The following is a 24,841-nucleotide window of genomic DNA, read 5'->3' as shown; positions in this document are numbered from 1 at the left end:
TCACTCTCTCTCCATGTTGAGGGGGAAATGACAGGCGTAGAGATGATTTTTCGCCCCGGTCAGACGCGGCGTTTCTATACATTCGCGCTGTGCGTAGGGACAGCGTGGCCCAAGACGGCAACCGATGGGCAATTGTTCCAGCAAAGGGATGGCTCCGGGCATGGTGTTCAGACGACTTTTGTGCGGCATGGCGCTACCAAAGTCAGGAATAGCGCGGATCAGTGCCTGGGTGTATGGGTGATGGGGCGTCGTCACCAGCTCTTTACTCGGCGCGGTTTCCACCGTCTGACCACAGTACAGCACGTTAATCTTATCCGCCCACTGGCTGAGCATCTGCAGGTCATGGCTGATCAGCAAAATGGTAGTATTGCTGTTCTGATTCAGGCGCGTCAGCAGGCGGAAGATCTGCGCCTGAGTGGTCGGCTCCATCGCGTTGGTCGGCTCATCCGCAATCAACAGTCGCGGTTGATTCGCCAGCGCAATGGCAATCATGACTTTCTGACATTCACCGTCGGTCAGTTCATACGGGAAGCTGCGCATGGCGTCTTTATGATCTTTAATCCCGACGCGGTGCAGCAGTTCAATGGCGCGACGTTTCCGCCAGCCAATACGTTGCCACCAGCGGCCTTTGTACGTCCATGCCGGAATGTTTTGCATCAACTGGCGACCCACGCGCTCGGACGGATCCAGACACGACTGCGGCTCCTGGAAAATCATCGAAACGTTATGTCCCACCAGTTTACGTCGCTCACGCGGCGAAAGGCGCAGCAGGTCGATATCGTCAAAACGCATCCGGTCGGCGGTGACGCGCCAGTTATCTTTGGCGACGCCGCAGATGGCTTTGGCAATCAGGCTCTTACCGGAGCCGGATTCACCCACCAACCCACGAATTTCCCCTTCGCTTAAGGTCATGCTGACGCGGTCGACGGCTTTGACCCACTCTTCACCGGCCTTAAATTCAATGGTCAGGTTGCGGATATCCAGTAATGGCATTATTCCACCCCCGCAATGATAGCGCGGCGAACGCCGTCACCCAGCAGGTTGACCAGCAGGACGCTGATCATGATGGCTGCACCGGGCAGCATCACCGTCCACGGCGCAACGTAAATCAGCTCCAGCGCATCGCCCAGCATCGCACCCCATTCGGGAGAGGGGAGCTGCGCGCCAAGATCGAGAAAACCGAGCGCGGCAATATCCAGTATCGCCATCGACAGCGCGCGGGTGATTTCGGTGATCAGTCCTGCGGTAATGTTGGGCAATATGGCGAACCAGAGGATGTTCAGCGTCGAGGCGCCATCAAGACGCGCCGCGATGACGTACTCTTTTTCCAGTTCGTCATGCACCATGCTGTAGACCGAACGGACCATGCGTGGCAACAGCGCCAGCCAGACGGCAAACATGGCATGGGTTAAATGCGGCCCGGCGAAGGCGACAACGATAATCGCCAGCAGCAGAGACGGAATCGACAGCAGCGTATCGAGAATATGATTCAGCACGGCAGAACGCAGACCGTGCGTTGCTCCGGCGACCACGCCGAGAAACAGCCCGCACAGCGTTGCGGCGAGCGTAACGACAAACGCGCCGCCCACGGTGGGGGCTGCGCCGCTGAGCAGTCGGCTCAGGACGTCGCGTCCCAGATCGTCAGTACCGAGGAAGAAAGAGACTTCGCCATAGCGTGACCAGGAGGGCGGCAACAACTGATAGCCGAGGAACTGCTGATCGATGCCATACGGCGCAAACCAGTTGCCGAACAGGCACAGTACCACCAGCCCTGCACAGCCGTACAAGCCAACCATTGCCGTAGTATCGCCATAAAATTTGCGCCATGCGGTTCGTAGCGTACCTGGCGGGCGCTTTTCGCTATAAACGCTATCGTAAGGCATACCATTCCTTATGTTTCAGAGGGTTAGCCATAGCACCCAAAATATCGGAAATCACGTTGACGATGATGACCAGCGAACCAATGACCATCACGCCTGCGGATATCGCTGCGTAGTCCTGCTGACGGATGGCGTTAATCAACCAACGACCGAGACCCGGCCAGCTAAAGACCATCTCGGTGATCATTGCCAGCGTCAGCATCGTTGAGAATTGCAGGCCCAGGCGGGGGATCACCGGCGGTAAGGCGTTATGCAGTACATGGCGCCGCAGGATCGTAAATCGTGACAAACCGCGCGTGGCCGCAGCCTTCACGTAGTTCTGATCAAACACCTCAATGGTACTGATACGCATCAGGCGAATCACTTCGGTGGTCGGCGCAACCGCCAGCGTCAGCACCGGCAACACCATATGGCGCACTGCGCTCATCACCATCTCATCCCGCCAGGGAGAGTCAGAGATCCACGCATCGACAATAGCCAGACCGGTGACCGGTTTCACTTCGTAAAGCAGATCGAATCGGCCCGACACCGGCAGCCAGCCGAGAGTCAGGGAAAAGAAAAGGGTCAGCAGCAGTGCCAGCCAGAACACGGGGATTGAAAAGCCGAGCAGGGCGAGGGCGCTGATCAAGCGGTCCTGCCACTTGTTGCGGGTAATGCCCGCCAGCATACCCACCGGAATCCCCACCATTAGCGCAAAGCCGAACGCCAGCGTGCATAGCTCCATCGTGGCCGGGAACACCTCTTTGAGCTGTTCAGTGATAAGCTGTCCGTTGATGCTGGAGACGCCAAAGTCCCAGTGGATGAGGCCATTGAACCAGAACACCCAGGCATTCCACAACGATGCGCCTTGTAGCGGCGCATGTGGCGTAAAATAGCTCAGACTGAAGCCGATAAAGGTCAGAAAAAACAGTGTGACCATCAGCAACAGCAAACGACGCAAGGTGAAGATAATCATGGTTTTTTCACCTCATCGTTTTTTTCGCGCGACACGCCGGCGAAAGAGGCATTACCAAATGGGCTCAACACCAGGCCTTTAATGTCATACCGATAGGCCTGCAGACGCAGTGACGAGGCGAGCGGCAGGATGGGCAACTCTTTAGCGAGAATGTTCTGCGCTTCATCATACGCATCAATACGCGCAGAAAGCTGCTGAAAAGAGAGCGCTTTGCGCAGCACGTTGTCGAACTCCGGGTTGCACCAGTGGGCGAAGTTAGTCTGTGAATTGATGGCCGCGCAGCTGAGCAACGGGCGGAAGAAACTGTCCGGATCGTTACTGTCGGTTGCCCAGCCGGACAACGTCAGATCATGGTTCATGTCCATCAACCGCGCCTCCTGGAAACGACCTTCAACCGGTACAATCACCACGTTCACCCCAACCTGCGCCATATCCGCCTGGATAAGTTCAGCGGTTTTCAGCGGGCTCGGGTTCCACGCCTGTGAACTGGTCGGCACCCACAGTCGCAGCGTCAGGTTCTCTAGCCCCAGCGCTTTTAACTGTTCGCGGGATTTAGCCGGATTGTATTCTGTTATTTTAGCCTCGTTGTCATAGGCCCACGAGGCGCGAGGTAAAATAGAGGCCGCCGTTTCCGCCGTACCGTAATAGATAGACTGCATCAGACGCTGGTTATTGATGGACAGCGCCAGCGCGTGGCGAACCGCCGGATTATTCAGCGGAGGCTTGTCGGTATTAAACGCCAGGTAGGCGATGTTCATCCCCGGACGCAAGGTCAGGCGCAGGCGTGGGTCGTCGCGCAGGATCGTCAACTGGCTGGCGGCGGGCCAGGCCAGCACGTCACATTCGCCGGTAAGCAGTTTCGATAAACGTCCGGTTCCGCCGGATCCGAGATCCACTACCACCTGCGGCATCAGCGGCTTGCCCCGCCAGAATTTGTCATGACGTTGCAGGCGGATGTATTGTCCAGCGCGATACTCGGAAAGCTGGAACGGGCCGGTGCCAACCGGCTGGCGGTCAAGCTGTTCCTGGCGATCCTGTTTTGTCAGTTGATCAGCATACTCCGCCGACATCACGGACGCATAGTGGGTTGCGAGGTGCCATAAGAAAGAGGCGTCCGGCTTCGTCAGGCGAAATTCCACGGTGTGACTGTCGAGCTTACGCACGCTCTGCACGTTATCGGCGAACTGCAGACTGTCGAAATAGGGGAAATTGCCGCCGTTGACGTTATGCCACGGATGGTTGCGATCAAAGATGCGCTGAAAGGTAAAAACCACGTCGTCGGCATTCAGTTTACGCGTAGGCGTAAACCAGTCCGTTTTCTGAAACGCCACGTCGCGGCGCAGATGGAAGCGGTAAGTGGCGCCGTTATCCAGCACTTCCCAGCTTTCCGCCAGTTCCGGGACCAGACGATAAGTATAGGGATCGACATCCAGCAACCGATCATAGAGCTGGGCGGCGAGCGTGTCGACAATCAACCCGCTGCTCACTTTTTGCGGATTGAAGGTATTGACCTGTCCATTCACGCAATAGACAAAGCCGCTGTCACGAATATCTTCACGTGGGGCGGTTTCAGGCGCAGCAGTAGCCTGACCACTCAGAAGTCCAGCCATCACGATCAGAGACGATAAAACCAGGCGCATAATTTTTAAGGTTTTTAGGTACGATTTGCAAAGTGTATCGCACTATCGCCCGCGAGGTACAAATGTCTGCGGGCAACTGGCGTAAATATGCGCAATCAGGGGGTGAGACGCGCTAAATCTGATGTTTTTTGAGCAATGCGCGCAACTGGTGATAGGTCAGCCCGAGTAATTCCGCCGCCCGTTTCTGATTAAATTTTGCCTGTTCCAGACTGGTTTGCAGCAGCTCTTTCTCCTGTTGCTGCTGAAACGCACGTAAATCGAGGGGCAGCGAAGGACCCGTTGCTGCGGTTTCAGCGGCAGGGGGCGTTGGCGCGTGGCGTTTAAATGGGTCGATCACAATCTCATCCAGCGGCGTTTCGCTGGTGCCATGCCGGTATACCGAACGTTCGACCACGTTTTTTAATTCGCGGATATTTCCCGGCCAGGCGTAGTTAAGCAGCGTCTCTCTGGCATACGCTGTAAATCCGGGGAACAGCGGCAGACGAATTTCCCGGCACATCTGAATAGCAAAGTGTTCTGCCATGAGCATGATATCCGCCTGACGTTCGCGCAGCGGCGGCAGTTGCACCACGTCGAACGCCAGTCGGTCAAGCAAATCTGCCCGGAAGGATCCTTCGTTAACCATCGACGGAAGATCCGCATTGGTCGCACAAACCAGACGGACGTTTACCTGTAATGGCTGACTGCCGCCGACGCGCTCGAGCTCGCCGTACTCAATCACTCTGAGCAGCTTTTCCTGTACCAGCATTGGGGCCGTGGCGAGTTCATCCAGGAACAGCGTGCCGCCGTCGGCCCGTTCAAAACGTCCGGGATGGCGCTTTTGCGCACCGGTAAACGCCCCGGCTTCATGACCGAACAGTTCACTGTCGAGTAAATTTTCATTCAGCGCCGCGCAGTTAAGCGAAATAAACGGCCCCTGCCAACGAGAGGAGAGATAATGCAGACGGTTGGCAATCAGTTCCTTACCGGTACCGCGCTCGCCGATAATCAGTACCGGTTTGTCCAGCGGCGCGAGGCGGGAAACCTGCTCCAGTACCTCCAGAAAGCTGTTGGCTTCCCCTAACAAATTATCTTTGTATTCTGCCATGATGAATTTCGCCACATGTTAGTGTATTTCACCACTTTACCCTGTTTTCTCGTCGAGGTAAAACCGTACATCTCAATATAAATCAATAAATTAAAAAGTTGGCACGCGGATTGTATTAGAGAATCAGCAGGGCATCGCCCGACATCAGAAAAATGTGAGGATAGAATTATGGGTATTTTTTCTCGTTTCGCCGACATCGTGAATGCCAACATCAACGCACTGCTCGAGAAAGCGGAAGATCCGCAGAAGCTGGTTCGTCTGATGATTCAGGAAATGGAAGATACGCTGGTTGAAGTGCGTTCCAACTCGGCACGTGCGCTGGCGGAAAAGAAACAGTTATCACGCCGCATCGAACAGGCGACGGCTCAGCAGGCAGAGTGGCAGGAGAAAGCGGAGCTTGCGCTGCGTAAAGAGAAGGACGATCTGGCCCGCGCCGCGCTGATCGAAAAACAGAAGTTGACCGATCTGATTGGCAATCTGGAGCATGAAGTGACGCTGGTGGACGATACGCTCACGCGCATGAAAAAAGAGATTGGCGAGCTGGAGAACAAACTCAGCGAAACCCGTGCCCGTCAGCAGGCGCTGACGTTGCGCCATCAGGCCGCCAGCTCATCCCGTGACGTGCGTCGTCAACTGGACAGCGGTAAGCTGGATGAAGCGATGGCGCGCTTTGAATCTTTCGAGCGTCGCATCGACCACATGGAAGCGGAAGCTGAAAGCCACAACTTTGGCAAACAGAAAACGTTGGATCAGCAGTTTGCCGACCTGAAAGCGGATGATGAAATCAGCGAACAACTGGCGCAACTGAAAGCCAAAATGCAGCAAGACAAGCAATAATAATACCTGGCGGCGCTCGAACGCGCCGCCGCTCATCACCTGTAAGGAGACCTCATGAGCGCGCTATTTCTGGCCATTCCGTTAACCATCTTCGTGCTGTTTGTGTTACCGATTTGGCTATGGCTGCATTACAGCAACCGTTCCAGTCGCGGAGAATTATCGCAAAGCGAACAGCAACGTTTAGTTCAGTTGACCGATGACGCGCAGCGCATGCGTGAACGTATTCAGGCGCTGGAAGATATTCTCGATGCGGAACATCCGAACTGGAGGGATCGCTAATGGGCGGCATTGATCTGAACAAAAAATTATGGCGTATTCCGCAGCAGGGCATGCTGCGAGGCGTGTGCGCAGGGATCGCGCAGTATCTGGATGTGCCGGTAAAACTGGTGCGTATTTTAGTGGTGTTGTCGATCTTCTTCGGGCTGGCCTTTTTTACCCTGGTCGTCTACATCATTCTGGCATTTGTGCTTGATCCGATGCCGGATAACCTTGCCGCAGGCGAGCAGCAACCGTCCAGCGGTGAGCTATTGGATATCGTCGATAAAGAACTGGCGGCGGGGGAGAAACGCTTACGTGAAATGGAGCGTTATGTCACCTCGGACACGTTTACTTTGCGTAGCCGTTTCCGTCAATTGTAAGTCATTAAGAGAGCTGAGATGAATAATCGCTGGCAACGCGCCGGGCAAAAGGTAAAACCCGGTATGAAAATAGCAGGTAAGCTGGTGCTTCTGACTGCGCTACGCTACGGCCCCGCGGGTGTCGCAGGGTGGGCAGTAAAATCCGTCGCCCGTCGTCCGCTAAAAATGTTGCTGGCGCTGGCTCTGGAACCGTTTTTAAGCCGTATGGCGGCGAAAATTTCAAAACATTATTCTGGAAGTTAATTTCCATTGCCTTCTTTTTAACAATTAAATCACATCCTGGTTATTAATTTGCGGCAGCTCACAAATCGATTGTTGAGCTGCTAAAATTCTATTAATTCCTGCTTTTAACCTCTTTCACTGCATTGACAGTTAATTTCCTCGAGAGTAGTCTTTTTTGTCATGGGACCGCTACCACGGAAAAACAAAGTGAACCGAAAAATTAAGGAATGCCTCAGCGCCGTCTATGGCGATACATGGACAGGGCTTCACGATGGATCATTAAAACTGCGCATGGAAAGGGCGCGTAAGATTATTAATAAAAAGCGTAAACCTCATTGGGATGAAAGTGATGTGGTGCTCATTACGTATGCCGATCAATTTCATAGCGAGAAAGAAAAACCGCTGCCAACCTTTAATCAGTTCTGGATGCGCTGGTTTTCCTCGGTATTCTCACATGTTCACCTTTTGCCATTTTACCCCTGGTCATCAGATGATGGTTTTTCGGTTATTGATTACTATCAGGTGTCTCCCGAAGCCGGCGAGTGGAATGATATTCGTGAGTTAAACCGCTCCTGTTGTTTGATGTTTGATTTTGTTTGCAATCATATGTCAGCAAAAAGTGACTGGTTTGAACGTTATTTGCGGCAAGCTCCTGGATACGAAAACTTTTTTATTGAGATGGACCCAGAGACTGAATTACATGCCGTAACGCGTCCACGGGCATTGCCGTTATTAACACCGTTTACCATGCAGGATAAATCCGTTCGTTATTTATGGACGACATTTAGCGAAGACCAGGTTGATCTCAACTACAGTAACCCGGACGTGCTACTTGCCATGATTGACGTACTGCTGACCTACCTGGAACACGGAGCCGATTATGTACGTCTGGACGCCGTTGGCTACATGTGGAAAACGCCGGGTACGACCTGCATTCATCTGGAAAAAACGCATCAACTGATCAAGTTATTTCGCGCGATAGCAGATGAGGTCGCCCCCGGCACGGTCATCATTACTGAGACCAATGTCCCGCACAAAGACAATGTTTCCTATCTGGGTAACGGGCATGACGAAGCACATATGGTTTATCAGTTCTCTTTGCCGCCACTTGTCCTGCACTCCCTGCATCGCCAGGATTGCCGGGTGCTGTGCCAATGGGCGCAGTCGTTATCATTGCCTTCGACAGAGACCACCTGGTTCAACTTTCTGGCTTCGCATGATGGCATTGGATTGAATCCACTGCGCGGGCTGTTAGCGGAAGACGATATTCTGACACTGGTGACGGATCTGCAGAAAGAAGGGGCCTTAGTGAACTGGAAAAATAATCCAGATGGCACCCGGAGTCCGTATGAATTAAATGTGACCTGGATGGATGCGTTAGGCCATCAGGATGACAGCGATGAAGAACGCCTTGCCAAATTTATTCTCACCCATGTTCTGCTATTAACCTTCCCTGGCGTTCCTGCGATTTATATTCAGAGCATTCTGGGGTCGCGCAATGACTACGAAGGCGTCGAAAAACACGGTTATAACCGGGCTATTAACCGAAAAAAATATGAGCAAAAATCAATTGAACAGGAATTGATGACTGAAGGTTCTCTTCGTCATGAGATTTATCAGGCGTTGTCCCGATTAATTGTTATTCGCAGGGGTAATAAGGCGTTTCATCCCGAGACCATGTTTGATATTCGCTGTCTGACACCTTCTGTTCTGCGGATTATTCGCTCGGCCGATGAACATGAAAAAATCAATGCACTTTTTAATTTTAGCGATCGCCAACAAATCATTGATGCCAGTATTTATACAGGCGTTGATTTAATTAGCGGAGTGAGTGTTTCCGGAGAGACATTAACACTGCAACCCTGGCAGGTTATGTGGATTAAAAAATAAAAAGGAATATCTGATGATCAAAACTAAAATGGTGCTGTTATCAGCACTGGTTTCCTGCGCCCTGATTTCTGGTTGTAAGGATGATAAACCCGCCCATGTTTCAATTGAGTTTATGCACTCTTCTGTGGAACAGGAGCGCCAGGCCGTTATTACCACGCTGATTAAACGCTTTGAAAAAGCGAACCCGGATATCAGTGTTAAGCAGGTTCCGGTTGAAGAAGATGCCTATAACACCAAAGTTATTACGCTGGCGAGAAGCGGGTCGCTACCGGAAGTGATCGAAACCAGTCATGACTATGCCAAGGTCATGGATAAAGAGCAGTTAATCGATCGGGATGCGGTGGCGAACGTCATTCAGAAGGTCGGGGAAGATATCTTCTACGATGGCGTATTGCGCATCGTTCGTACCGAAGATGGCAGCGCGTGGACAGGGGTTCCGGTGAGCGCCTGGATCGGCGGTATCTGGTATCGCAAAGACATCCTTGCTCAGGCGGGACTGGATGAACCGAAAAACTGGGAAACGCTGCTTGCCGCTGCGCAAAAACTCTATGATCCGGCGCATAAAAAATATGGCATTGCCCTGCCGACCGCAGAAAGCGTGCTGACGGAGCAATCCTTCTCGCAGTTTGCCTTATCCAATAATGCCAACGTCTTTGATGCCCAGGGCCACATCACGTTCAACACGCCTGAAATGAATCAGGCGTTGGGATATTACCGCGATCTGGCCGCCACCACGATGCCGGGCTCTAACGACATCATGGAGGTGAAAGATGCCTTTATGAATGGTACTGCGCCGATGGCGATTTATTCCACCTACATTCTCCCCGCGATAATTAAAGAAGGGGATCCCCAGAACGTGGGCTTTGTGGTTCCGACCGAAAAGACAGCGGCCGTTTATGGCATGTTGACCTCACTGACGATCACGAATGGGCAAAAAGAAGAGGAGACGGCGGCAGCCGAGAAGTTTGTCGCGTTTATGGAACAGGCAGACAACATCGCTGACTGGGTGATGATGTCGCCGGGCGCTGCGTTGCCGGTCAATAAGGAGGTCGTAAAAACCCAAACCTGGCAAAACAACAGCGTGATTAAAGCGTTAGGTGAGCTTCCGGCACAACTCATTGCTGAGCTACCGAATATTCAGGTTTTTGGCGCGGTAGGGGATAAGAACTTCACCCGTATGGGGGACGTCACCGGTTCCGGCGTGATAAGCACGACGGTACATAACGTGACGGTAGGCAAAGCCGATCTCCCGACAACGCTTCAGAAAAGCCAGCAAAAACTGGATGCCCTGGTAGGGCAGCGTTGATGGGTAAGAGGAACGTCGTTATGGCCCGATTATTCTCCGGTCGCTCCGATATGCCCTTTGCGATGCTATTGCTGGCACCCAGTTTGATTCTGTTGGGTGGCCTCGTGGCATGGCCGATGCTATCGAATATTGAAATCAGCTTTCTGCGCCTGCCGCTGAATCCGCGTATCAACGCCACATTTGTTGGGGTCGCGAATTACGTTCGCATCCTTTCCGATCCGGATTTCTGGCATTCGTTGTGGATGACGGTCTGGTATACCGCGCTGGTGGTGACGGGCAGTACCGTGCTCGGACTCGGGGTGGCGATGTTCTTTAATCGCGAGTTCCGGTTACGCAAGACGGCGCGCTCACTGGTGATTCTCTCTTATGTCACGCCGTCTATCTCGCTGGTCTTTGCCTGGAAGTACATGTTCAACAGCGGATACGGCATCGTGAACTATCTGGGAGTCGATCTGCTGCATTTGTACAATCAGGCCCCCTTGTGGTTCGACAATCCCGGTAGCAGTTTCGTGCTGGTGGTGTTGTTTGCCATCTGGCGCTATTTCCCGTACGCCTTTATTTCGTTTCTGGCAATTTTGCAGACCATCGATAAATCGCTCTATGAAGCAGCCGAAATGGATGGCGCGAATGCCTGGCAGCGTTTTCGTATCGTCACGCTCCCCGCCATTATGCCGGTCCTGGCGACGGTGGTTACCCTGCGTACCATCTGGATGTTTTATATGTTTGCCGATGTGTACCTGCTGACGACAAAGGTCGACATTCTCGGGGTGTATCTCTACAAAACAGCGTTTGCTTTTAATGATTTAGGTAAAGCTGCAGCCATTTCCGTCGTGCTTTTTATCATTATTTTCGCCGTCATTTTACTGACCAGAAATAGGGTGAACCTCAATGGCAACAAATAAACGCAGACTCGGACGCGTGGGCTTTTATTGTGGCCTGATTGTGTTTTTGATCATCACATTGTTTCCCTTTTTTGTGATGTTAATGACGTCGTTCAAAAGCGCGAAAGAAGCGATTTCATTGCACCCGACATTGCTGCCGCAAGAGTGGACGCTTGAGCATTACATCGACATTTTTAATCCACTGATTTTTCCGTTTATTGATTACTTTCGTAACAGCCTGCTGGTATCCGTTGCGTCATCGGTGGTGGCGGTATTCCTGGGCACGCTCGGTGCCTACGCGCTGTCCCGACTGCGTTTTAAAGGGCGGATGACCATCAATGCCAGTTTTTACACCGTCTACATGTTCTCCGGCATTTTGCTGGTGGTCCCGCTGTTCAAAATCATTACCGCGCTGGGCATTTACGACACAGAAATGGCGTTGATTGTCACCATGGTCACCCAGACGTTGCCGACCGCGGTATTCATGCTGAAAAGTTATTTCGACACGATTCCGGATGAGATTGAAGAAGCAGCGATGATGGATGGGCTGAATCGCCTGCAAATCATCTTTCGCATTACCGTGCCGCTGGCGATGTCCGGACTGGTATCGGTTTTTGTCTACTGCTTTATGGTGGCCTGGAACGATTATCTGTTCGCCTCGATCTTTCTTTCCAGCGCCAGCAATTTCACGTTGCCGGTGGGCCTGAACACCCTGTTCAGTACACCGGATTATATCTGGGGGCGGATGATGGCGGCGTCGCTGGTGACGGCATTACCGGTTGTCATTATGTATGCGCTTTCGGAACGGTTTATTAAGAGTGGTTTGACCGCGGGTGGCGTGAAGGGCTAAAGCGGCCAGTTTAAACAAGGAGTGCTAAATGAAGAAGTTAGTCGCAACAGAACCGCGCGTCGCGGCGCTGGTAGAGTATGACGATCGCGCTGTCATGGCGAATGAGGTGAAAATTCGCGTGCGGTTTGGCGCACCGAAACACGGTACGGAAGTGGTGGATTTTCGCGCCGCCAGTCCGTTTATTGATGAAGATTTTAATAGCGAATGGCAAATGTTTACGCCACGTGCGAAAGACGCGCCGCGCGGTATTGAGTTTGGTAAGTTCCAGCTCGGCAATATGGTCGTTGGCGACATTATCGAGTGCGGGAGCGACGTCACTGACTATGCCATTGGTGATAGCGTCTGTGGTTACGCCCCTTTAGCCGAAACGGTCATTATTAACGGCGTCAATAACTACAAACTCCGCAAGATGCCGCAGGGGGCGAGCTGGAAAAACGCGGTGTGCTACGACCCGGCTCAGTTTGCGATGAGCGGCGTGCGTGATGCCAACGTGCGGGTAGGTGATTTCGTCGTCATCGTTGGTCTTGGCGCGATTGGGCAGATAGCCGTCCAGTTGGCAAAGAAAGCTGGCGCGTCGGTAGTCATCGGCATCGATCCGATCTCCCATCGTTGTGATATCGCTCGCCGCCACGGCGCGGATTTCTGCCTGAATCCGATAGGTACTGATGTCGGTAAAGAGATCAAAATGCTGACCGGTAAGCAGGGGGCGGATGTCATCATCGAAACCAGCGGCTATGCCGACGCGTTGCAGTCCGCGCTACGTGGGCTGGCTTATGGCGGCACTATCTCTTATGTCGCGTTTGCCAAACCCTTTGCCGAAGGTTTCAATCTCGGGCGCGAAGCCCATTTCAATAACGCCAGAATTGTCTTCTCGCGCGCGTGCAGCGAGCCGAACCCGGACTATCCGCGCTGGAGTCGCAAACGTATTGAGGAGACCTGCTGGGAACTGCTGATGAATGGTTATCTTAACTGTGAGGATCTTATCGACCCGGTGGTGACCTTTGCGGCTAGCCCGGAAAGCTATATGCAGTATGTCGACAGACATCCGGAACAGAGCATCAAAATGGGCGTCACATTTTAAGCGTAAAGGAAGACGAGCAATGAAAATCGGCACACAGAATCAGGCATTTTTCCCGGAAAATATTCTGGAGAAGTTTCGCTGTATCAAAGAGATGGGCTTTGATGGCTTTGAGATCGACGGCAAATTGCTGGTTAATCACCTTGATGAAGTCAAGGCTGCCATTAAAGAAACGGGCCTGCCAGTCACGACCGCCTGTGGTGGTTATGATGGCTGGATCGGCGATTTCATCGAAGAGCGTCGTCTGAACGGATTACAGCAGATCGAACGCATTCTTGAAGCGCTGGCGGAAGTGGGTGGGCAGGGCATCATTGTGCCTGCGGCATGGGGAATGTTTACCTTCCGTCTACCGCCAATGACCTCGCCGCGCAGTCTGGCTGGCGATCGCAAAGCAGTCAGCGACTCGCTACGTTACCTTGACAGTGTGGCAGCACGTACCGGTACCACCGTCTATCTCGAGCCGCTTAACCGTTATCAGGATCATATGATCAACACGCTGGCGGATGCGCGTCGGTACATTGTGGAAAACAATCTAAAGCACGTACAGATCATCGGCGATTTCTACCACATGAATATCGAAGAAGATGATATGGCGAAGGCGCTGCACGATAACCGCGATCTGCTGGGACATGTGCATATCGCGGATAATCATCGCTATCAACCGGGCAGCGGCAGCCTGAACTTCAGCATGCTGTTTGATCAGTTGCGCGAAGATAACTATCAGGGCTACGTGGTGTATGAAGGGCGGGTGCGGGCAGAAAATCTGCCGGAAGCCTACCGTCAGTCATTGGCCTGGTTGCGTACCTGCTAAGAGGTTGCCGTGAAAAGTGCAATGACTCGTTCTCCGCTTCGCGTTGCCATCATTGGCGCCGGACAGGTAGCGGATAAAGTTCATGCTTCGTACTACTGCACCCGCGAGGATCTGGAACTGGTGGCTGTCTGTGACAGCCGCCGTTCTCAGGCGCAAACGCTGGCAGATCAATACGGCAATGCGCAGGTCTGGGACGATCCGCAGGCGATGCTTCAGAAGGTAAAGCCCGATATCGTCAGCATCTGTTCACCGAATCGTTTTCATTACCAGCATACTTTGCTGGCACTGGAGGCCGGTTGTCACGTGATGTGTGAGAAACCGCCAGCGATGACCCCGGATCAGGCGCTGGAGATGCGTAATACCGCGCGTCGTATGGGTAAAGTACTGGCCTATGATTTCCACCATCGGTTCGCGCTGGATACGCAGTTACTGCGTGAGCAGGTCATGTCGGGCGTTCTCGGTGAAATCTACGTGACCAACGCCAGAGCGCTGCGTCGCTGCGGCGTTCCCGGATGGGGGGTTTTTACCAATAAAGCGCTGCAGGGCGGCGGGCCGCTGATCGATCTTGGTATTCACATGCTGGATGCCGCGATGTATGTACTGGGGTTCCCAATGGTGAAACGGGTCTGGGCCCACAGTTTTCAGAAAATTGGCACACAGAAAAATTGTGGCCAGTTCGGTGAGTGGGATCCGACGACCTATACCGTAGAGGATTCTCTGTTTGGCACCGTCGAGTTCCACAACGGCAGCATTCTGCGTCTTGAAACCTCCTTTGCGTTGAATATCCCCGAACAATCCATCATGAATGTGAATTTTTGTGGTGACAAAGCGGGGGCAACGCTGTTCCCGGCGCAGGTCTATACCGATAAGGGCGGCGAACTGGAGACGCTATTTGCCCGTGAATGTGCAGACGATCAGCGTCATTTTCGCAGTATGGAAGCTTTCGTGAATCATGTTCGCGGTGAGCCGGTCACTATCGCGGACGCCGAACAGGGATGGCTGATCCAGCAACTGGTGGCGGCGCTGTATCAGTCTGCAGAAACAGGGATGTGTGTTGAATTATGAGCAAGCCAGTCACGTTATCCGAATCGGGTTTTTGTCCGCACAGCCTGAATAAATATGCCTCACTACTGGCGACAGGCAATGGTTACCTGGGGTGTCGCGCCAGCCACGAAGAAGCTTATACCCATCAAACGCGTGGGATGTATCTGGCCGGGTTGTATCACCGGTCCGGGAAGGGGGAAATCAATGAACGGGTGAACCTTCCGGACGTTATTGGCGTCGACATCTTCCTGAATGGTGAGCTTTTCTCGTTGCTCAGCGGAACACTCGAAAGCTGGCAGCGACAGATCGACTTCGCTACCGGCGAGTTAACGCGTTCGCTGATCTGGCGTGCGCCTGACGGGGCGCGTTTCGCCATTGAGAGTCGACGCTTTGTCTCAGCAGAGCAATTGCCACTCCTGGCGACGACGTTGTCGATTACCCCGCTCGACAGCGATGCCTTAATTGCGTTATCGACCGGCATTGACGCGACAATCACCAACCATGGTCGCCAGCATCTGGATGAAACGCAGTTGCGGGTGTTCGGACAACATCTCCTGCAAGGGATTTACACCACTCAGGATGGTCGAAGTCATGTCGCTGTTTCCACACATTGCCGCGTCAACGGTGATGCGCAGTCCTGCTTTACAGCGAAAGAACGGCGGCTGATGCAGCACACCAGCTCGTTGATGAAAGCAGGGGAATGCCTGACGCTGGAAAAACTCACATGGGTGGACTGGACCACAGAGTGCGATGTCTCACTGGAAAGCTGGGGGCAAAAGGGGATTCTGCACCTGAATGCCTGCGTGGGGCTGGGTTATGACGCGTTACTGGCGCAATCCGCCGCCAACTGGCAGCGCTGGTGGCAGCATTGTCGAGTAGAAGTGAATAGCGTAAACGCAGACGATCAGCGTGCGCTGGACTTCGCCCTGTATCATTTACGGATTATGACACCTGCCCATGATGAGCGTTGTAGCATCGGCGCGAAGGGGATGACCGGTGAAGGTTATAAAGGACACGTTTTCTGGGATACCGAAGTCTTTCTGCTTCCTTTTCATCTGCTCACTTACCCTGACGTCGCGCGGAATTTGTTGCGCTACCGTTGGCATAATCTGGCCGGGGCGCGGGAAAAAGCGCGAATAAACGGCTGGCAGGGGGCGCTGTTTCCATGGGAAAGCGCGCGCAGCGGTGATGAAGAGACGCCGGAGTTCGCGGCGATCAACATTCGAACCGGATTACGTCAGAAGGTGGCTTCTGCGCAGGCGGAACATCATCTGGTGGCCGATATTGCCTGGGCCGTTGTGGCGTACTGGCAGGTCACAGGCGATGAGCAATTTATGTCCCATGAAGGACTAACGCTTCTACTGGAAACGGCACGGTTCTGGCTGAGTCGTACAACGGAAGTGAAGGGGCGACTTGAGATCCATGATGTCATTGGCCCGGATGAATACACCGAACACGTGAATAATAACGCCTTCACTAACTATATGGCGTATTACAACGTCGAGCAGGCACTGCATTTTGCCCGTCGCTATGGTTGCACGGACGACGCGTTTATTCATCGTGCCGAGCATTTTCTCCAGTTCTTATGGCGACCAGAGGTTCTGGCAGATGGCATTTTACCGCAGGATGATACGTTTCTCAGCAAACCGGCTATTGATCTGAGCGCGTACAAGACAACGGCGGGCAAGCAGACGATCCTGTTGGATTACTCGCGGGCGGAAGTCAATGAACTGCAAATTCTGAAGCAAGCGGATGTGGTCATGCTGACCTATATGCTCCCGGAGTTGTTCACAGCGGAAGTTTGCCTCAACAATCTCCATTTCTACGAAGCGCGCACCATACATGACTCCTCTTTAAGTAAAGCGATTCACGGGATCGTAGCGGCACGCTGTGGCAACCCAGAACAGGGTTATCAGTTCTGGCATGAAGGCGCGCAGATCGATCTTGGCGACGATCCGCACAGTTGCGACGACGGCATCCACGCGGCGGCAACGGGGGCCATCTGGCTGGGGGCGATTCAGGGATTTGCGGGGCTGAGCGTACGTAACGGTGCACTGCACCTCGACCCGGCGCTGCCAGAGGGATGGAAAAAACTGACGTTCCCTCTGTACTGGCAGGGAAGCGAGATGATGATTTCGCTCAGCAAAAGTCACGTGACGATAAGCAGTTCACGACCGGTTACGCTGTGGCTTAATGCAAAACCAATCGTTATTGATGGTGAATATAAACTCGCATTTCCTGACATGATTTTGCCTGTTTTTGGGACCGCTACCACGGAAAGGGGAAAAGAATGAAACCACAGGCAATAGTGTTTGATCTTGATGGGGTCATTACCGATACGGCACATCTGCATTTTCTTGCCTGGCGACAGGTGGCTGCTGAATTGGGAATCGTGATTGATGAGGTGTTCAACGATCGCCTGAAAGGCATCAGTCGTGGTGAGTCGCTGCTGCGTATTTTGCGTCACGGTGGAAAAGAAGGGGTATTCACCCAGGCGGAACGGGAGCAGATCGCCGCGCGTAAAAATGCGCTTTATGTTGACTCGCTGCGCTCACTGACGCCGGAGGCGGTACTGCCGGGAATTAAGGAACTGCTGACTACGCTGCGTACGGAACAGATAAAAACCGGACTGGCGTCAGTGTCACTGAATGCGCCCGCGATCATACAGGCGTTGCAAATGACATCGTTATTCGATTTTTGCGCCAATGCCGCGCTGATCCGCCGTTCTAAACCGGATCCGGAGATTTTTCTCGCGGCGTGCAACGGTCTGCACGTTAATCCACGGGCATGTATTGGAATAGAGGATGCGCAGGCGGGGATTGAGGCGATTAACGCCAGCGGAATGCGTTCGGTGGGTATTGGATCCACCTTAACCGGCGCAGATTTGCTACTTCCGACAACGGAATTTTTGACGTGGCCGCGCTTATCGGCTTTCTGGCAACTCGACAAGTAAAGGAATCAACATGGCACAGCTTTCGTTGCAGCATATACAAAAAATTTATGACAACCAGGTGCATGTGGTTAAAGACTTCAATCTGGAAATTGAAGACAAAGAGTTCATCGTTTTTGTCGGCCCGTCGGGATGCGGAAAATCAACCACGCTACGAATGATTGCGGGGCTTGAGGAGATCAGCGCCGGCGAACTGTTGATCGACGGCAAGCGGATGAATGATGTGCCCGCAAAGGCGCGCAATATTGCAATGGTCTTCCAGAACTACGCGCTGTATCCGCACATGAGTGTCTATGACAACATGGCGTTCGGTCTGAAGATGCAAAAGATTGATCCCGGCGTTATTGACGAACGCGTCAACTGGGCAGCGCAGATCCTCGGTTTACGGGAGTACCTCAAGCGCAAACCTGGCGCATTGTCGGGCGGGCAACGCCAGCGTGTTGCGCTGGGCCGGGCCATTGTGCGTGAAGCGGGCGTGTTTCTGATGGATGAGCCGCTCTCTAATCTCGACGCCAAACTCCGTGTCCAGATGCGCGCAGAGATCAGCAAACTACACCAGAAGCTGAATACCACCATGATTTACGTCACGCACGACCAGACAGAAGCCATGACCATGGCGACGCGGATTGTGATCATGAAAGATGGGATCGTCCAGCAGGTTGGAGCGCCCAAAATGGTTTATAACCATCCCGCAAATATGTTTGTTGCAGGTTTTATCGGTTCTCCGGCAATGAATTTTATCCGTGGCGCGATTGACGGAAATAAATTTGTTACGGAAACCCTTAAATTAACCCTTCCGGAAGAAAAATTACGGGTATTAAAAGCGAAGGGTTATGAACATAAAGCTGTCGTGCTGGGGATCCGCCCGGAGGATATTCACCCTGGAATACAAGAAGAGAATAGCGTGACAGCAAAAATAAGCGTGGCGGAACTGACCGGCGCAGAATTTATGTTGTACAGCACGATTGGGGGGCACGAGCTGGTGGTCCGTGCCGGGTCTGTTAATGACTATTATGCAGGAGACAATATCACCATCCATTTTGATATGGCGAAATGCCATTTCTTTGACGTAGAGACGGAATTCGCTATTTAACAATAAATATCTCCAGGGGCGTGGCCTCTGGCTTTCGCGATATTTTATTTATCTGTACTTTAACAAGGAATAAAAATGAAAACCTTACTGTCCTCTTCAGCGCTGCTGATATGCGCTGGGATGGCCTGTGCGCAGGCTGCCGATAATAAAGACTGGCATTTTAATATTGGTGCCATGTACGAAATTGAAAACGTTGAAGGTTACGGCGAAGATATGGACGGACTTGCTGAACCGTCTGTCTATTTTAATGCCTCGAACGGTCCGTGGAGAATATCCCTTGCCTATTATCAGGAAGGCCCGGTTGACTATAGTGCTGGCAAACGCGGTACCTGGTTTGATCGCCCGGAACTGGAAGTTCACTATCAGATCCTGGAAAGTGATGATTTCAGTTTTGGTTTGACGGGTGGCTTTCGTAACTACGGCTATCACTATGTGAATGAAGCGGGCAAAGACACCGCAAATATGCAGCGCTGGAAAGTGGCGCCGGACTGGAATGTGAAGCTCACGGATGATTTGCGCTTTAGCGGATGGCTGGCGATGTATCAATTCGTCAACGATCTGACGACCACCGGCTATTCAGACAGTCGTGTCGAAAGCGAAACGGGCCTGAATTATACCTTTAATGAAACGGTGGGACTGACGGTAAATTACTATCTGGAGCGCGGTTTCAACCTTGCTGAACATCGTAATAATGGCGAGTTTTCTACTCAGGAAATTCGCGCCTATTTACCGATTTCGCTGGGCAATACCACGCTGACACCCTATACCCGTATTGGTCTGGATCGGTGGTCAAACTGGGACTGGCGAGACGATCCGGAGCATGAAGGTCATGACTTCAACCGTCTCGGATTACAGTATGCCTATGATTTCCAGAATGGTCTGTCGATGACGCTTGAATACGCCTATGAGTGGGAAGATCACGATGAAGGTGACAGTGACCGGTTCCATTATGCGGGCATAGGCGTTAACTACGCCTTCTGATAGCCCTGGTTGCCCGTCAATTACGGGCAGCCATTCGCTCAGGCCAGAGATGCGGTCAGAGAGATACGGGTTTCGACGGTGATGGAGCGAGCGTCGGTTTTTCCGGCAATATGCTTAAACAACAGATCGCAGCTTTGCTCGCCGAGTTCACGTGTCGGGACGTCAATGCCGCCGGGCGGAGGGGTGAGAATAAAAGAGAGCATTTCGTTGCTGTAACCGACAACCGCCAACTGCTGCGGAATGGCAATTTTTCTCTCCGACGCTGCGCGATATAAACTGAGGATCTTAATGCTGTCGGTGGCAAAAACAGCATCCGGTAAGGGGTGCTGGTTTAATAATGCTCTCGCCGCTTCCAGCGCACTTTCATGCGTATAGCCACCATCAATAATCCAGCGTTTATTCTCTGCCAGTTGATGCGTCGCCAGACTGCGCTTATAGCCATTTACGCGATCAACAGAAACATGGTATTCCAGCGGCGCATGCAAACAGGCAATATTCTGATGGCCGCTGTCAATCAGGGCATCAGTCAGTGCAATACTGTCACGATAATTATCGGTATCGACCGAGTAAACGTGAGTGTATTGACCTTCTACCTTACCGATGACCACCACTGGAATATCATATTTATCCAGACGCTCGAAAAAAGTCTCATCTGCGGGCGAACTAAGCATGATAATGCCTTTGATCATCTTCTGCTTAATCTTGCTCTCGCACTTTTGCAGATCGTCTTCAGTACTACGTGACGTTTGTAGGATCACGTCGAAACCTTCCTCCTCTGCTTTTGCGGTAATGGCGTGCAAAACTTCAGAGAAGAAGGGGTTACCGGCAGTTGTTTTGGTCGAGCGTGTTGAAATCACCATGATGGCGTCAAACCCGGATGAGGTCAGGGCGCGGGCCAGTTTATTCGGCTGATAATGCAGTTCATCAATAGCGCGCTGCACTTTTTCCAGCGCTTCCGGTGAGATATTGGTTTGCTTGTTTAATACGCGCGAGACCGTCGACTTCGACACACCCGCCACGCGAGCGATATCATAAATAGTGGGGGTCATACTCCTGCAACTCCATCGGAGAGTTAATACCATACATCTTAGGGAGTTAGTCTGCGGTTGACAACACAGCGCGGTGGATTGTGCCGTGTAGCAATGAACTTCATGAATCAGCATTTCTGTGGCAGCCCGAACCTGGCGCGGCAGATTGATTGCAGACCATTGCATGAAGTTATCGGGTTTGATAAAACCTGATATCCCATCCTTTAATAATGCGACGCTCATGATGCAAAGCCACTCTTTCCTGGTCCCTTTTCAGGGCGAAACGCTTTACGCTGAAAGTACGTTTGGCCGCAATGGACATGTCCTGATGCTACACGGCGGCGGGAAAGACAGAACCATTTTCCACAAGTATCGCGTTATGTTGGATGAGTCAGGTTTTGGAACGACGATATTCGATTTTTTAGGTCATGGAGAAACCGGCGGCGACATTCGCGATTCCTCGTTGTTGAGCCGCACCCAACAGGCAACGGCGGTGATGGATTTTCAGGGGCAGATTTTTACCGGTTGTGTGGGCGTCAGCATGGGGGCGTACAATGCGCTTCAACTCAGTAAAATGGTTCCGCTGCGCTCGCTGATTCTGATGGTGCCGGGTGTCTATGCAACGCCCGCGTATCCGGTTAAATTTGGCCCCGATTTTTCGGCCATCATACGCCAGGATCGCAGTTGGGACGCGACGGATGCGTGGGCCATCGCCGCTGAATTTACCGGTGATTTGTTGGTTATCGCTGCCGAAAATGACACCATCATCCCTGCCGATATACCGAAAAAACTGGTCTCGTCGGCAGCGCAGGCCTGCCAAAAGACACTACTCACGATCGATGGGGCGGGTCATAACTCGATCTGGGAGCAGTTGATGCGTTCAAGAGCATGCTATGAAAGCGTTCGCTCGGCTTTTGAACGCTGCTTAGCTCATTAGCATACTTTTATTTCAGCCTGTCCTGTTTTCCCTTAACGGGGTCAGTCGGGTGAATATCCCACTCAACACAACCCGATTGAAAATCAACGACCTGTCCCCATATTAGAGGGATGCGTTATACTTTTTTCTGGTCTTCAGGCATAACGGGATGGCGATGAAGAGACTCACCAATGAACTCAATGCGCTGGTTAATCGCGGTGTTGACAGACACCTGCGCCTCGCGGTCACCGGGCTGAGCCGGAGCGGAAAAACCGCATTTATCACCGCGATGGTTAATCAGTTGCTCAATATCCATGCCGGTGCGCGGCTGCCGCTGCTTAGCGCAGTACGCGAGGAGCGTCTGCTCGGGGTGAAACGCGTTCCGCAGCGAGATTTTGGCATACCTCGCTTTACCTACGATGAAGGGCTGGCCCAGCTGTATGGCGATCCGCCGACGTGGCCGACGCCCACCCGTGGGGTCAGCGAAATTCGCCTGGCGCTGCGCTATAAATCCAATGACTCTCTGCTACGTCACTTCAAAGAGACGTCGACGCTGTACCTGGAAATTGTCGATTATCCCGGCGAATGGCTGCTCGATCTACCGATGCTGGCGCAGGATTACCTGAGCTGGTCACGGCAAATGACCGGTCTGCTTACCGGGCAGCGAGCGGAATGGTCGGCGAAATGGCGACAGCTGACGCAAGGGCTGGATCCGCTGGCACCCGCCGATGAGAACCGCCTGGCCGACATTGCGGCAGCGTGGACGGACTATTTGCATCAATGTAAACAGCAGGGACTGCATTTCATCCAGCCGGGACGGTTCGTCCTGCCTGGTGATATGGCCGGCGCGCCAGCGTTGCAGTTTTTCCCCTGGCCGGATGTGGACGCGTGGGGTGAATCAAAACTGGCTCAGGCAGACAAGCAGACTAACGCCGGGATGCTGCGTGAACGCTTTAACTATTACTGCGAAAAGGTGGTGAAGGGGTTCTATAAGAACCATTTTCTGCGTTTCGACCGCCAGATTGTGCTGGTGGATTGCCTGCAACCGCTCAACAGCGGGCCGCAGGCGTTCAACGACATGCGTCTTGCCTTAACTCAACTGATGCAAAGTTTCCATTACGGTCAGCGTACGCTGTTCCGTCGGCTGTTTTCACCGGTGATCGACAAACTGCTGTTTGCTGCCACCAAAGCGGATCATGTGACGATCGATCAGCACGCCAATATGGTGTCGCTGCTGCAACAGTTGATTCAGGATGCCTGGCAGAACGCCGCGTTTGAAGGGATCAGCATGGATTGTCTGGGGTTGGCCTCCGTTCAGGCTACCACCAGCGGGCTGATTGACGTGAACGGTGAGAAGATCCCGGCGCTACGCGGGAATCGCTTAAGCGATGGCTCTCCGCTGACGGTCTACCCCGGTGAAGTGCCGGCACGTCTGCCGGGACAGGCGTTCTGGGACCGCCAGGGATTTCAGTTTGAAGCGTTTCGACCGCAAAAAATGGACGTCGATAAGCCGCTGCCGCACATTCGCCTGGATGCCGCGCTGGAGTTTTTAATAGGAGATAAATTGCGATGAGCGAACCGATAAAACCGCGGATTGATTTCGCTGGTCCGCTTGACGTCGAGCAGAGCCCGGCTTTTAAAGCGCAACAAACGTTTAGCGAGACGCAAGCTCAGTCCTTTGCCCCGACCACCGTTGATGAACCGCTGGAAGAAGAGGGACAAGCCGAAGCGGTGATTGACGCGGCGCTACGCCCTAAGCGCAGTCTGTGGCGCAAGATGGTGATGGGCGGACTGGCGCTGTTCGGCGTAAGCGTGGTGGGACAAGGTGTTCAGTGGACAATGAACGCCTGGCAAACCCAGGACTGGGTGGCGCTCGGCGGTTGCGCGGCCGGGGCGCTGATTATTGGGGCGGGAGTCGGATCGGTGGCAACCGAATGGCGACGTCTGTGGCGTTTGCGTCAGCGTGCTCACGAGCGCGATGAAGCGCGTGACCTGCTGCACAGCCACGGTGCCGGCAAAGGACGGGCCTTCTGCGAGAAACTGGCCCAGCAGGCCGGAATCGACCAGTCGCATCCGGCGTTGCAGCGCTGGTATGCCTCGATCCACGAAACGCAGAACGATCGCGAAGTGGTCAGCCTTTACGCCCATCTGGTTCAGCCGGTGCTGGATGCTCAGGCGCGGCGAGAAATCAGCCGTTCGGCGGCGGAGTCGACGCTGATGATCGCAGTCAGTCCGCTGGCGCTGGTGGATATGGCATTTATTGCCTGGCGCAATTTGCGACTGATTAACCGCATCGCCACGCTGTACGGGATAGAGCTGGGCTATTACAGCCGTTTGCGTCTGTTCCGACTGGTGTTGCTCAACATCGCTTTTGCCGGAGCCAGCGAACTGGTACGGGAAGTGGGGATGGACTGGATGTCGCAGGATCTCGCGGCGCGCCTGTCGACCCGAGCCGCGCAAGGGATCGGCGCGGGGTTGTTAACCGCACGACTGGGGATCAAAGCGATGGAGCTTTGCCGCCCGTTGCCGTGGCTGGACGATGACAAACCGCGCCTGGGTGATTTCCGGCGCCAATTGATCGGGCAGCTCAAAGAGACGTTGCAGAAAAACGGCTCCCCGCGAGAAAAGTAATCTAATCACAGGCGTTGACCGCGTAACTTTACGCCGAAACGCCTGTTTTTCCGCCATGCTGTCAATATTTGTTGACAGAATCCTTCCTGGTTCCCCATTCCTGGCTTATCATCATATCTATAG

24 protein-coding genes are annotated in these 24,841 nt (G+C 53.1%); 18 read left to right on the top strand and 6 right to left on the bottom strand.

The features are described 5' to 3' along the window. The 5 genes from sapD to pspF form a co-directional block, all read right to left on the bottom strand. Window positions 1-993 (bottom strand): peptide ABC transporter ATP-binding protein SapD, encoded by a 993-nt coding sequence (sapD, locus tag HVZ37_RS11635; RefSeq protein WP_043000549.1) that lies wholly within the window; start codon window positions 991-993, stop codon window positions 1-3. Further along, window positions 993-1,883 (bottom strand): peptide ABC transporter permease SapC, encoded by an 891-nt coding sequence (gene sapC, locus HVZ37_RS11630; RefSeq protein WP_043000550.1) that lies wholly within the window; start codon window positions 1,881-1,883, stop codon window positions 993-995. Before sapC ends, sapD begins: the two co-directional genes overlap by 1 nt. Then, window positions 1,870-2,835: a peptide ABC transporter permease SapB gene (gene sapB / locus HVZ37_RS11625; protein ID WP_043000551.1), complete on the bottom strand. Its 966-nt coding sequence runs from the start codon at window positions 2,833-2,835 to the stop codon at window positions 1,870-1,872. Before sapB ends, sapC begins: the two co-directional genes overlap by 14 nt. Beyond that, window positions 2,832-4,475 (bottom strand): ABC transporter substrate-binding protein SapA, encoded by a 1,644-nt coding sequence (gene sapA / locus HVZ37_RS11620; protein ID WP_181627531.1) that lies wholly within the window; start codon window positions 4,473-4,475, stop codon window positions 2,832-2,834. Before sapA ends, sapB begins: the two co-directional genes overlap by 4 nt. A gap of 112 nt (window positions 4,476-4,587) precedes the next feature. Further along, window positions 4,588-5,562: a phage shock protein operon transcriptional activator gene (gene pspF / locus HVZ37_RS11615; RefSeq protein ID WP_044267222.1), complete on the bottom strand. Its 975-nt coding sequence runs from the start codon at window positions 5,560-5,562 to the stop codon at window positions 4,588-4,590. Between the two features lie 168 nt (window positions 5,563-5,730). Between pspF and pspA the strand changes: the two genes are divergently transcribed. From pspA to HVZ37_RS11540, 15 genes are all read left to right on the top strand, one after another. Then, the gene (gene pspA / locus HVZ37_RS11610) at window positions 5,731-6,399 is read left to right on the top strand and encodes a phage shock protein PspA (protein ID WP_043000554.1); all 669 of its coding nucleotides are present in this window, start codon (window positions 5,731-5,733) and stop codon (window positions 6,397-6,399) included. 54 nt (window positions 6,400-6,453) lie between these two features. Beyond that, entirely contained in the window at window positions 6,454-6,678 is a 225-nt protein-coding gene (pspB, locus tag HVZ37_RS11605) for an envelope stress response membrane protein PspB (RefSeq protein ID WP_042318763.1), read from the top strand. Further along, complete coding sequence (pspC, locus tag HVZ37_RS11600; RefSeq protein WP_043000555.1) at window positions 6,678-7,037, top strand: envelope stress response membrane protein PspC; 360 nt, start codon at window positions 6,678-6,680, stop codon at window positions 7,035-7,037. The genes pspB and pspC overlap by 1 nt, the downstream gene beginning before the upstream one ends. Window positions 7,038-7,055: 18 nt before the next feature. Continuing rightward, window positions 7,056-7,280, top strand: coding sequence for a phage shock protein PspD (gene pspD, locus HVZ37_RS11595; protein WP_043000556.1), 225 nt, complete (start codon window positions 7,056-7,058; stop codon window positions 7,278-7,280). A 159-nt stretch (window positions 7,281-7,439) separates the two neighbouring features. After that, the gene (locus HVZ37_RS11590) at window positions 7,440-9,149 is read left to right on the top strand and encodes a sugar phosphorylase (RefSeq protein WP_230324103.1); all 1,710 of its coding nucleotides are present in this window, start codon (window positions 7,440-7,442) and stop codon (window positions 9,147-9,149) included. A 13-nt stretch (window positions 9,150-9,162) separates the two neighbouring features. Next, window positions 9,163-10,455, top strand: coding sequence for an ABC transporter substrate-binding protein (locus HVZ37_RS11585; RefSeq protein WP_104446497.1), 1,293 nt, complete (start codon window positions 9,163-9,165; stop codon window positions 10,453-10,455). 20 nt (window positions 10,456-10,475) lie between these two features. After that, window positions 10,476-11,357, top strand: coding sequence for a sugar ABC transporter permease (locus HVZ37_RS11580; protein ID WP_181627529.1), 882 nt, complete (start codon window positions 10,476-10,478; stop codon window positions 11,355-11,357). Next, window positions 11,344-12,186, top strand: a complete 843-nt coding sequence (locus HVZ37_RS11575) for a carbohydrate ABC transporter permease (protein ID WP_109740279.1) — start codon at window positions 11,344-11,346, stop codon at window positions 12,184-12,186. Before HVZ37_RS11580 ends, HVZ37_RS11575 begins: the two co-directional genes overlap by 14 nt. Window positions 12,187-12,214: 28 nt before the next feature. Beyond that, on the top strand, window positions 12,215-13,267 hold the full coding sequence (locus HVZ37_RS11570) for a zinc-binding alcohol dehydrogenase (protein ID WP_181627528.1): 1,053 nt from the start codon (window positions 12,215-12,217) through the stop codon (window positions 13,265-13,267). Window positions 13,268-13,286: 19 nt separating this feature from the next. After that, a complete protein-coding gene (locus tag HVZ37_RS11565; protein ID WP_109740278.1) occupies window positions 13,287-14,075 on the top strand; it encodes a sugar phosphate isomerase/epimerase in 789 nt (262 codons plus the stop codon). Between the two features lie 9 nt (window positions 14,076-14,084). Then, complete coding sequence (locus HVZ37_RS11560) at window positions 14,085-15,140, top strand: Gfo/Idh/MocA family oxidoreductase (RefSeq protein ID WP_181627527.1); 1,056 nt, start codon at window positions 14,085-14,087, stop codon at window positions 15,138-15,140. Next, window positions 15,137-17,413, top strand: a complete 2,277-nt coding sequence (locus HVZ37_RS11555; RefSeq protein WP_181627526.1) for a glycoside hydrolase family 65 protein — start codon at window positions 15,137-15,139, stop codon at window positions 17,411-17,413. Before HVZ37_RS11560 ends, HVZ37_RS11555 begins: the two co-directional genes overlap by 4 nt. Then, on the top strand, window positions 17,410-18,072 hold the full coding sequence (pgmB, locus tag HVZ37_RS11550; RefSeq protein ID WP_125339760.1) for a beta-phosphoglucomutase: 663 nt from the start codon (window positions 17,410-17,412) through the stop codon (window positions 18,070-18,072). The genes HVZ37_RS11555 and pgmB overlap by 4 nt, the downstream gene beginning before the upstream one ends. A gap of 10 nt (window positions 18,073-18,082) precedes the next feature. Further along, window positions 18,083-19,162, top strand: a complete 1,080-nt coding sequence (locus tag HVZ37_RS11545; RefSeq protein ID WP_044257757.1) for an ABC transporter ATP-binding protein — start codon at window positions 18,083-18,085, stop codon at window positions 19,160-19,162. Between the two features lie 75 nt (window positions 19,163-19,237). Continuing rightward, the gene (locus HVZ37_RS11540) at window positions 19,238-20,143 is read left to right on the top strand and encodes an OmpG family monomeric porin (protein ID WP_181627525.1); all 906 of its coding nucleotides are present in this window, start codon (window positions 19,238-19,240) and stop codon (window positions 20,141-20,143) included. A gap of 38 nt (window positions 20,144-20,181) precedes the next feature. On the opposite strand, the gene HVZ37_RS11535 is transcribed toward HVZ37_RS11540, so the two are convergent. Continuing rightward, window positions 20,182-21,192 carry a LacI family DNA-binding transcriptional regulator gene (locus tag HVZ37_RS11535; RefSeq protein ID WP_181627524.1) on the bottom strand — a complete coding sequence of 337 codons (1,011 nt, stop codon included), beginning with the start codon at window positions 21,190-21,192 and terminating at the stop codon, window positions 20,182-20,184. A gap of 220 nt (window positions 21,193-21,412) precedes the next feature. On the opposite strand from HVZ37_RS11535, the gene HVZ37_RS11530 reads away from it, so the two are divergent. The 3 genes from HVZ37_RS11530 to HVZ37_RS11520 all read left to right on the top strand — a co-directional run bounded on the left by HVZ37_RS11530 (window position 21,413) and on the right by HVZ37_RS11520 (window position 24,718). Next, window positions 21,413-22,108, top strand: coding sequence for an alpha/beta hydrolase (locus HVZ37_RS11530; protein ID WP_181627523.1), 696 nt, complete (start codon window positions 21,413-21,415; stop codon window positions 22,106-22,108). A gap of 154 nt (window positions 22,109-22,262) precedes the next feature. Further along, window positions 22,263-23,660: a YcjX family protein gene (locus tag HVZ37_RS11525; protein WP_043001924.1), complete on the top strand. Its 1,398-nt coding sequence runs from the start codon at window positions 22,263-22,265 to the stop codon at window positions 23,658-23,660. Continuing rightward, entirely contained in the window at window positions 23,657-24,718 is a 1,062-nt protein-coding gene (locus tag HVZ37_RS11520; RefSeq protein WP_181627522.1) for a YcjF family protein, read from the top strand. The genes HVZ37_RS11525 and HVZ37_RS11520 overlap by 4 nt, the downstream gene beginning before the upstream one ends. The last annotated feature ends 123 nt before the right edge of the window (window positions 24,719-24,841 follow it).

The organism is Citrobacter sp. RHB35-C17 (assembly GCF_013816795.1).
Classification (GTDB): domain Bacteria; phylum Pseudomonadota; class Gammaproteobacteria; order Enterobacterales; family Enterobacteriaceae; genus Citrobacter_A; species Citrobacter_A amalonaticus.
This window is presented reverse-complemented; position numbering and strand designations above follow the sequence as displayed.

Bases quoted from the DNA above. Each gene is read 5' to 3' on its own strand.
- sapD (WP_043000549.1), bottom strand. From the start codon at position 993: ATGCCATTACTGGATATCCGCAACCTGACCATTGAATTTAAGGCCGGT.
- sapC (WP_043000550.1), bottom strand. From the start codon at position 1,883: ATGCCTTACGATAGCGTTTATAGCGAAAAGCGCCCGCCAGGTACGCTA.
- sapB (WP_043000551.1), bottom strand. From the start codon at position 2,835: ATGATTATCTTCACCTTGCGTCGTTTGCTGTTGCTGATGGTCACACTG.
- sapA (WP_181627531.1), bottom strand. From the start codon at position 4,475: ATGCGCCTGGTTTTATCGTCTCTGATCGTGATGGCTGGACTTCTGAGT.
- pspF (WP_044267222.1), bottom strand. From the start codon at position 5,562: ATGGCAGAATACAAAGATAATTTGTTAGGGGAAGCCAACAGCTTTCTG.
- pspA (WP_043000554.1), top strand. From the start codon at position 5,731: ATGGGTATTTTTTCTCGTTTCGCCGACATCGTGAATGCCAACATCAAC.
- pspB (WP_042318763.1), top strand. From the start codon at position 6,454: ATGAGCGCGCTATTTCTGGCCATTCCGTTAACCATCTTCGTGCTGTTT.
- pspC (WP_043000555.1), top strand. From the start codon at position 6,678: ATGGGCGGCATTGATCTGAACAAAAAATTATGGCGTATTCCGCAGCAG.
- pspD (WP_043000556.1), top strand. From the start codon at position 7,056: ATGAATAATCGCTGGCAACGCGCCGGGCAAAAGGTAAAACCCGGTATG.
- HVZ37_RS11590 (WP_230324103.1), top strand. From the start codon at position 7,440: ATGGGACCGCTACCACGGAAAAACAAAGTGAACCGAAAAATTAAGGAA.
- HVZ37_RS11585 (WP_104446497.1), top strand. From the start codon at position 9,163: ATGATCAAAACTAAAATGGTGCTGTTATCAGCACTGGTTTCCTGCGCC.
- HVZ37_RS11580 (WP_181627529.1), top strand. From the start codon at position 10,476: ATGGCCCGATTATTCTCCGGTCGCTCCGATATGCCCTTTGCGATGCTA.
- HVZ37_RS11575 (WP_109740279.1), top strand. From the start codon at position 11,344: ATGGCAACAAATAAACGCAGACTCGGACGCGTGGGCTTTTATTGTGGC.
- HVZ37_RS11570 (WP_181627528.1), top strand. From the start codon at position 12,215: ATGAAGAAGTTAGTCGCAACAGAACCGCGCGTCGCGGCGCTGGTAGAG.
- HVZ37_RS11565 (WP_109740278.1), top strand. From the start codon at position 13,287: ATGAAAATCGGCACACAGAATCAGGCATTTTTCCCGGAAAATATTCTG.
- HVZ37_RS11555 (WP_181627526.1), top strand. From the start codon at position 15,137: ATGAGCAAGCCAGTCACGTTATCCGAATCGGGTTTTTGTCCGCACAGC.
- pgmB (WP_125339760.1), top strand. From the start codon at position 17,410: ATGAAACCACAGGCAATAGTGTTTGATCTTGATGGGGTCATTACCGAT.
- HVZ37_RS11545 (WP_044257757.1), top strand. From the start codon at position 18,083: ATGGCACAGCTTTCGTTGCAGCATATACAAAAAATTTATGACAACCAG.
- HVZ37_RS11540 (WP_181627525.1), top strand. From the start codon at position 19,238: ATGAAAACCTTACTGTCCTCTTCAGCGCTGCTGATATGCGCTGGGATG.
- HVZ37_RS11535 (WP_181627524.1), bottom strand. From the start codon at position 21,192: ATGACCCCCACTATTTATGATATCGCTCGCGTGGCGGGTGTGTCGAAG.
- HVZ37_RS11530 (WP_181627523.1), top strand. From the start codon at position 21,413: ATGATGCAAAGCCACTCTTTCCTGGTCCCTTTTCAGGGCGAAACGCTT.
- HVZ37_RS11525 (WP_043001924.1), top strand. From the start codon at position 22,263: ATGAAGAGACTCACCAATGAACTCAATGCGCTGGTTAATCGCGGTGTT.
- HVZ37_RS11520 (WP_181627522.1), top strand. From the start codon at position 23,657: ATGAGCGAACCGATAAAACCGCGGATTGATTTCGCTGGTCCGCTTGAC.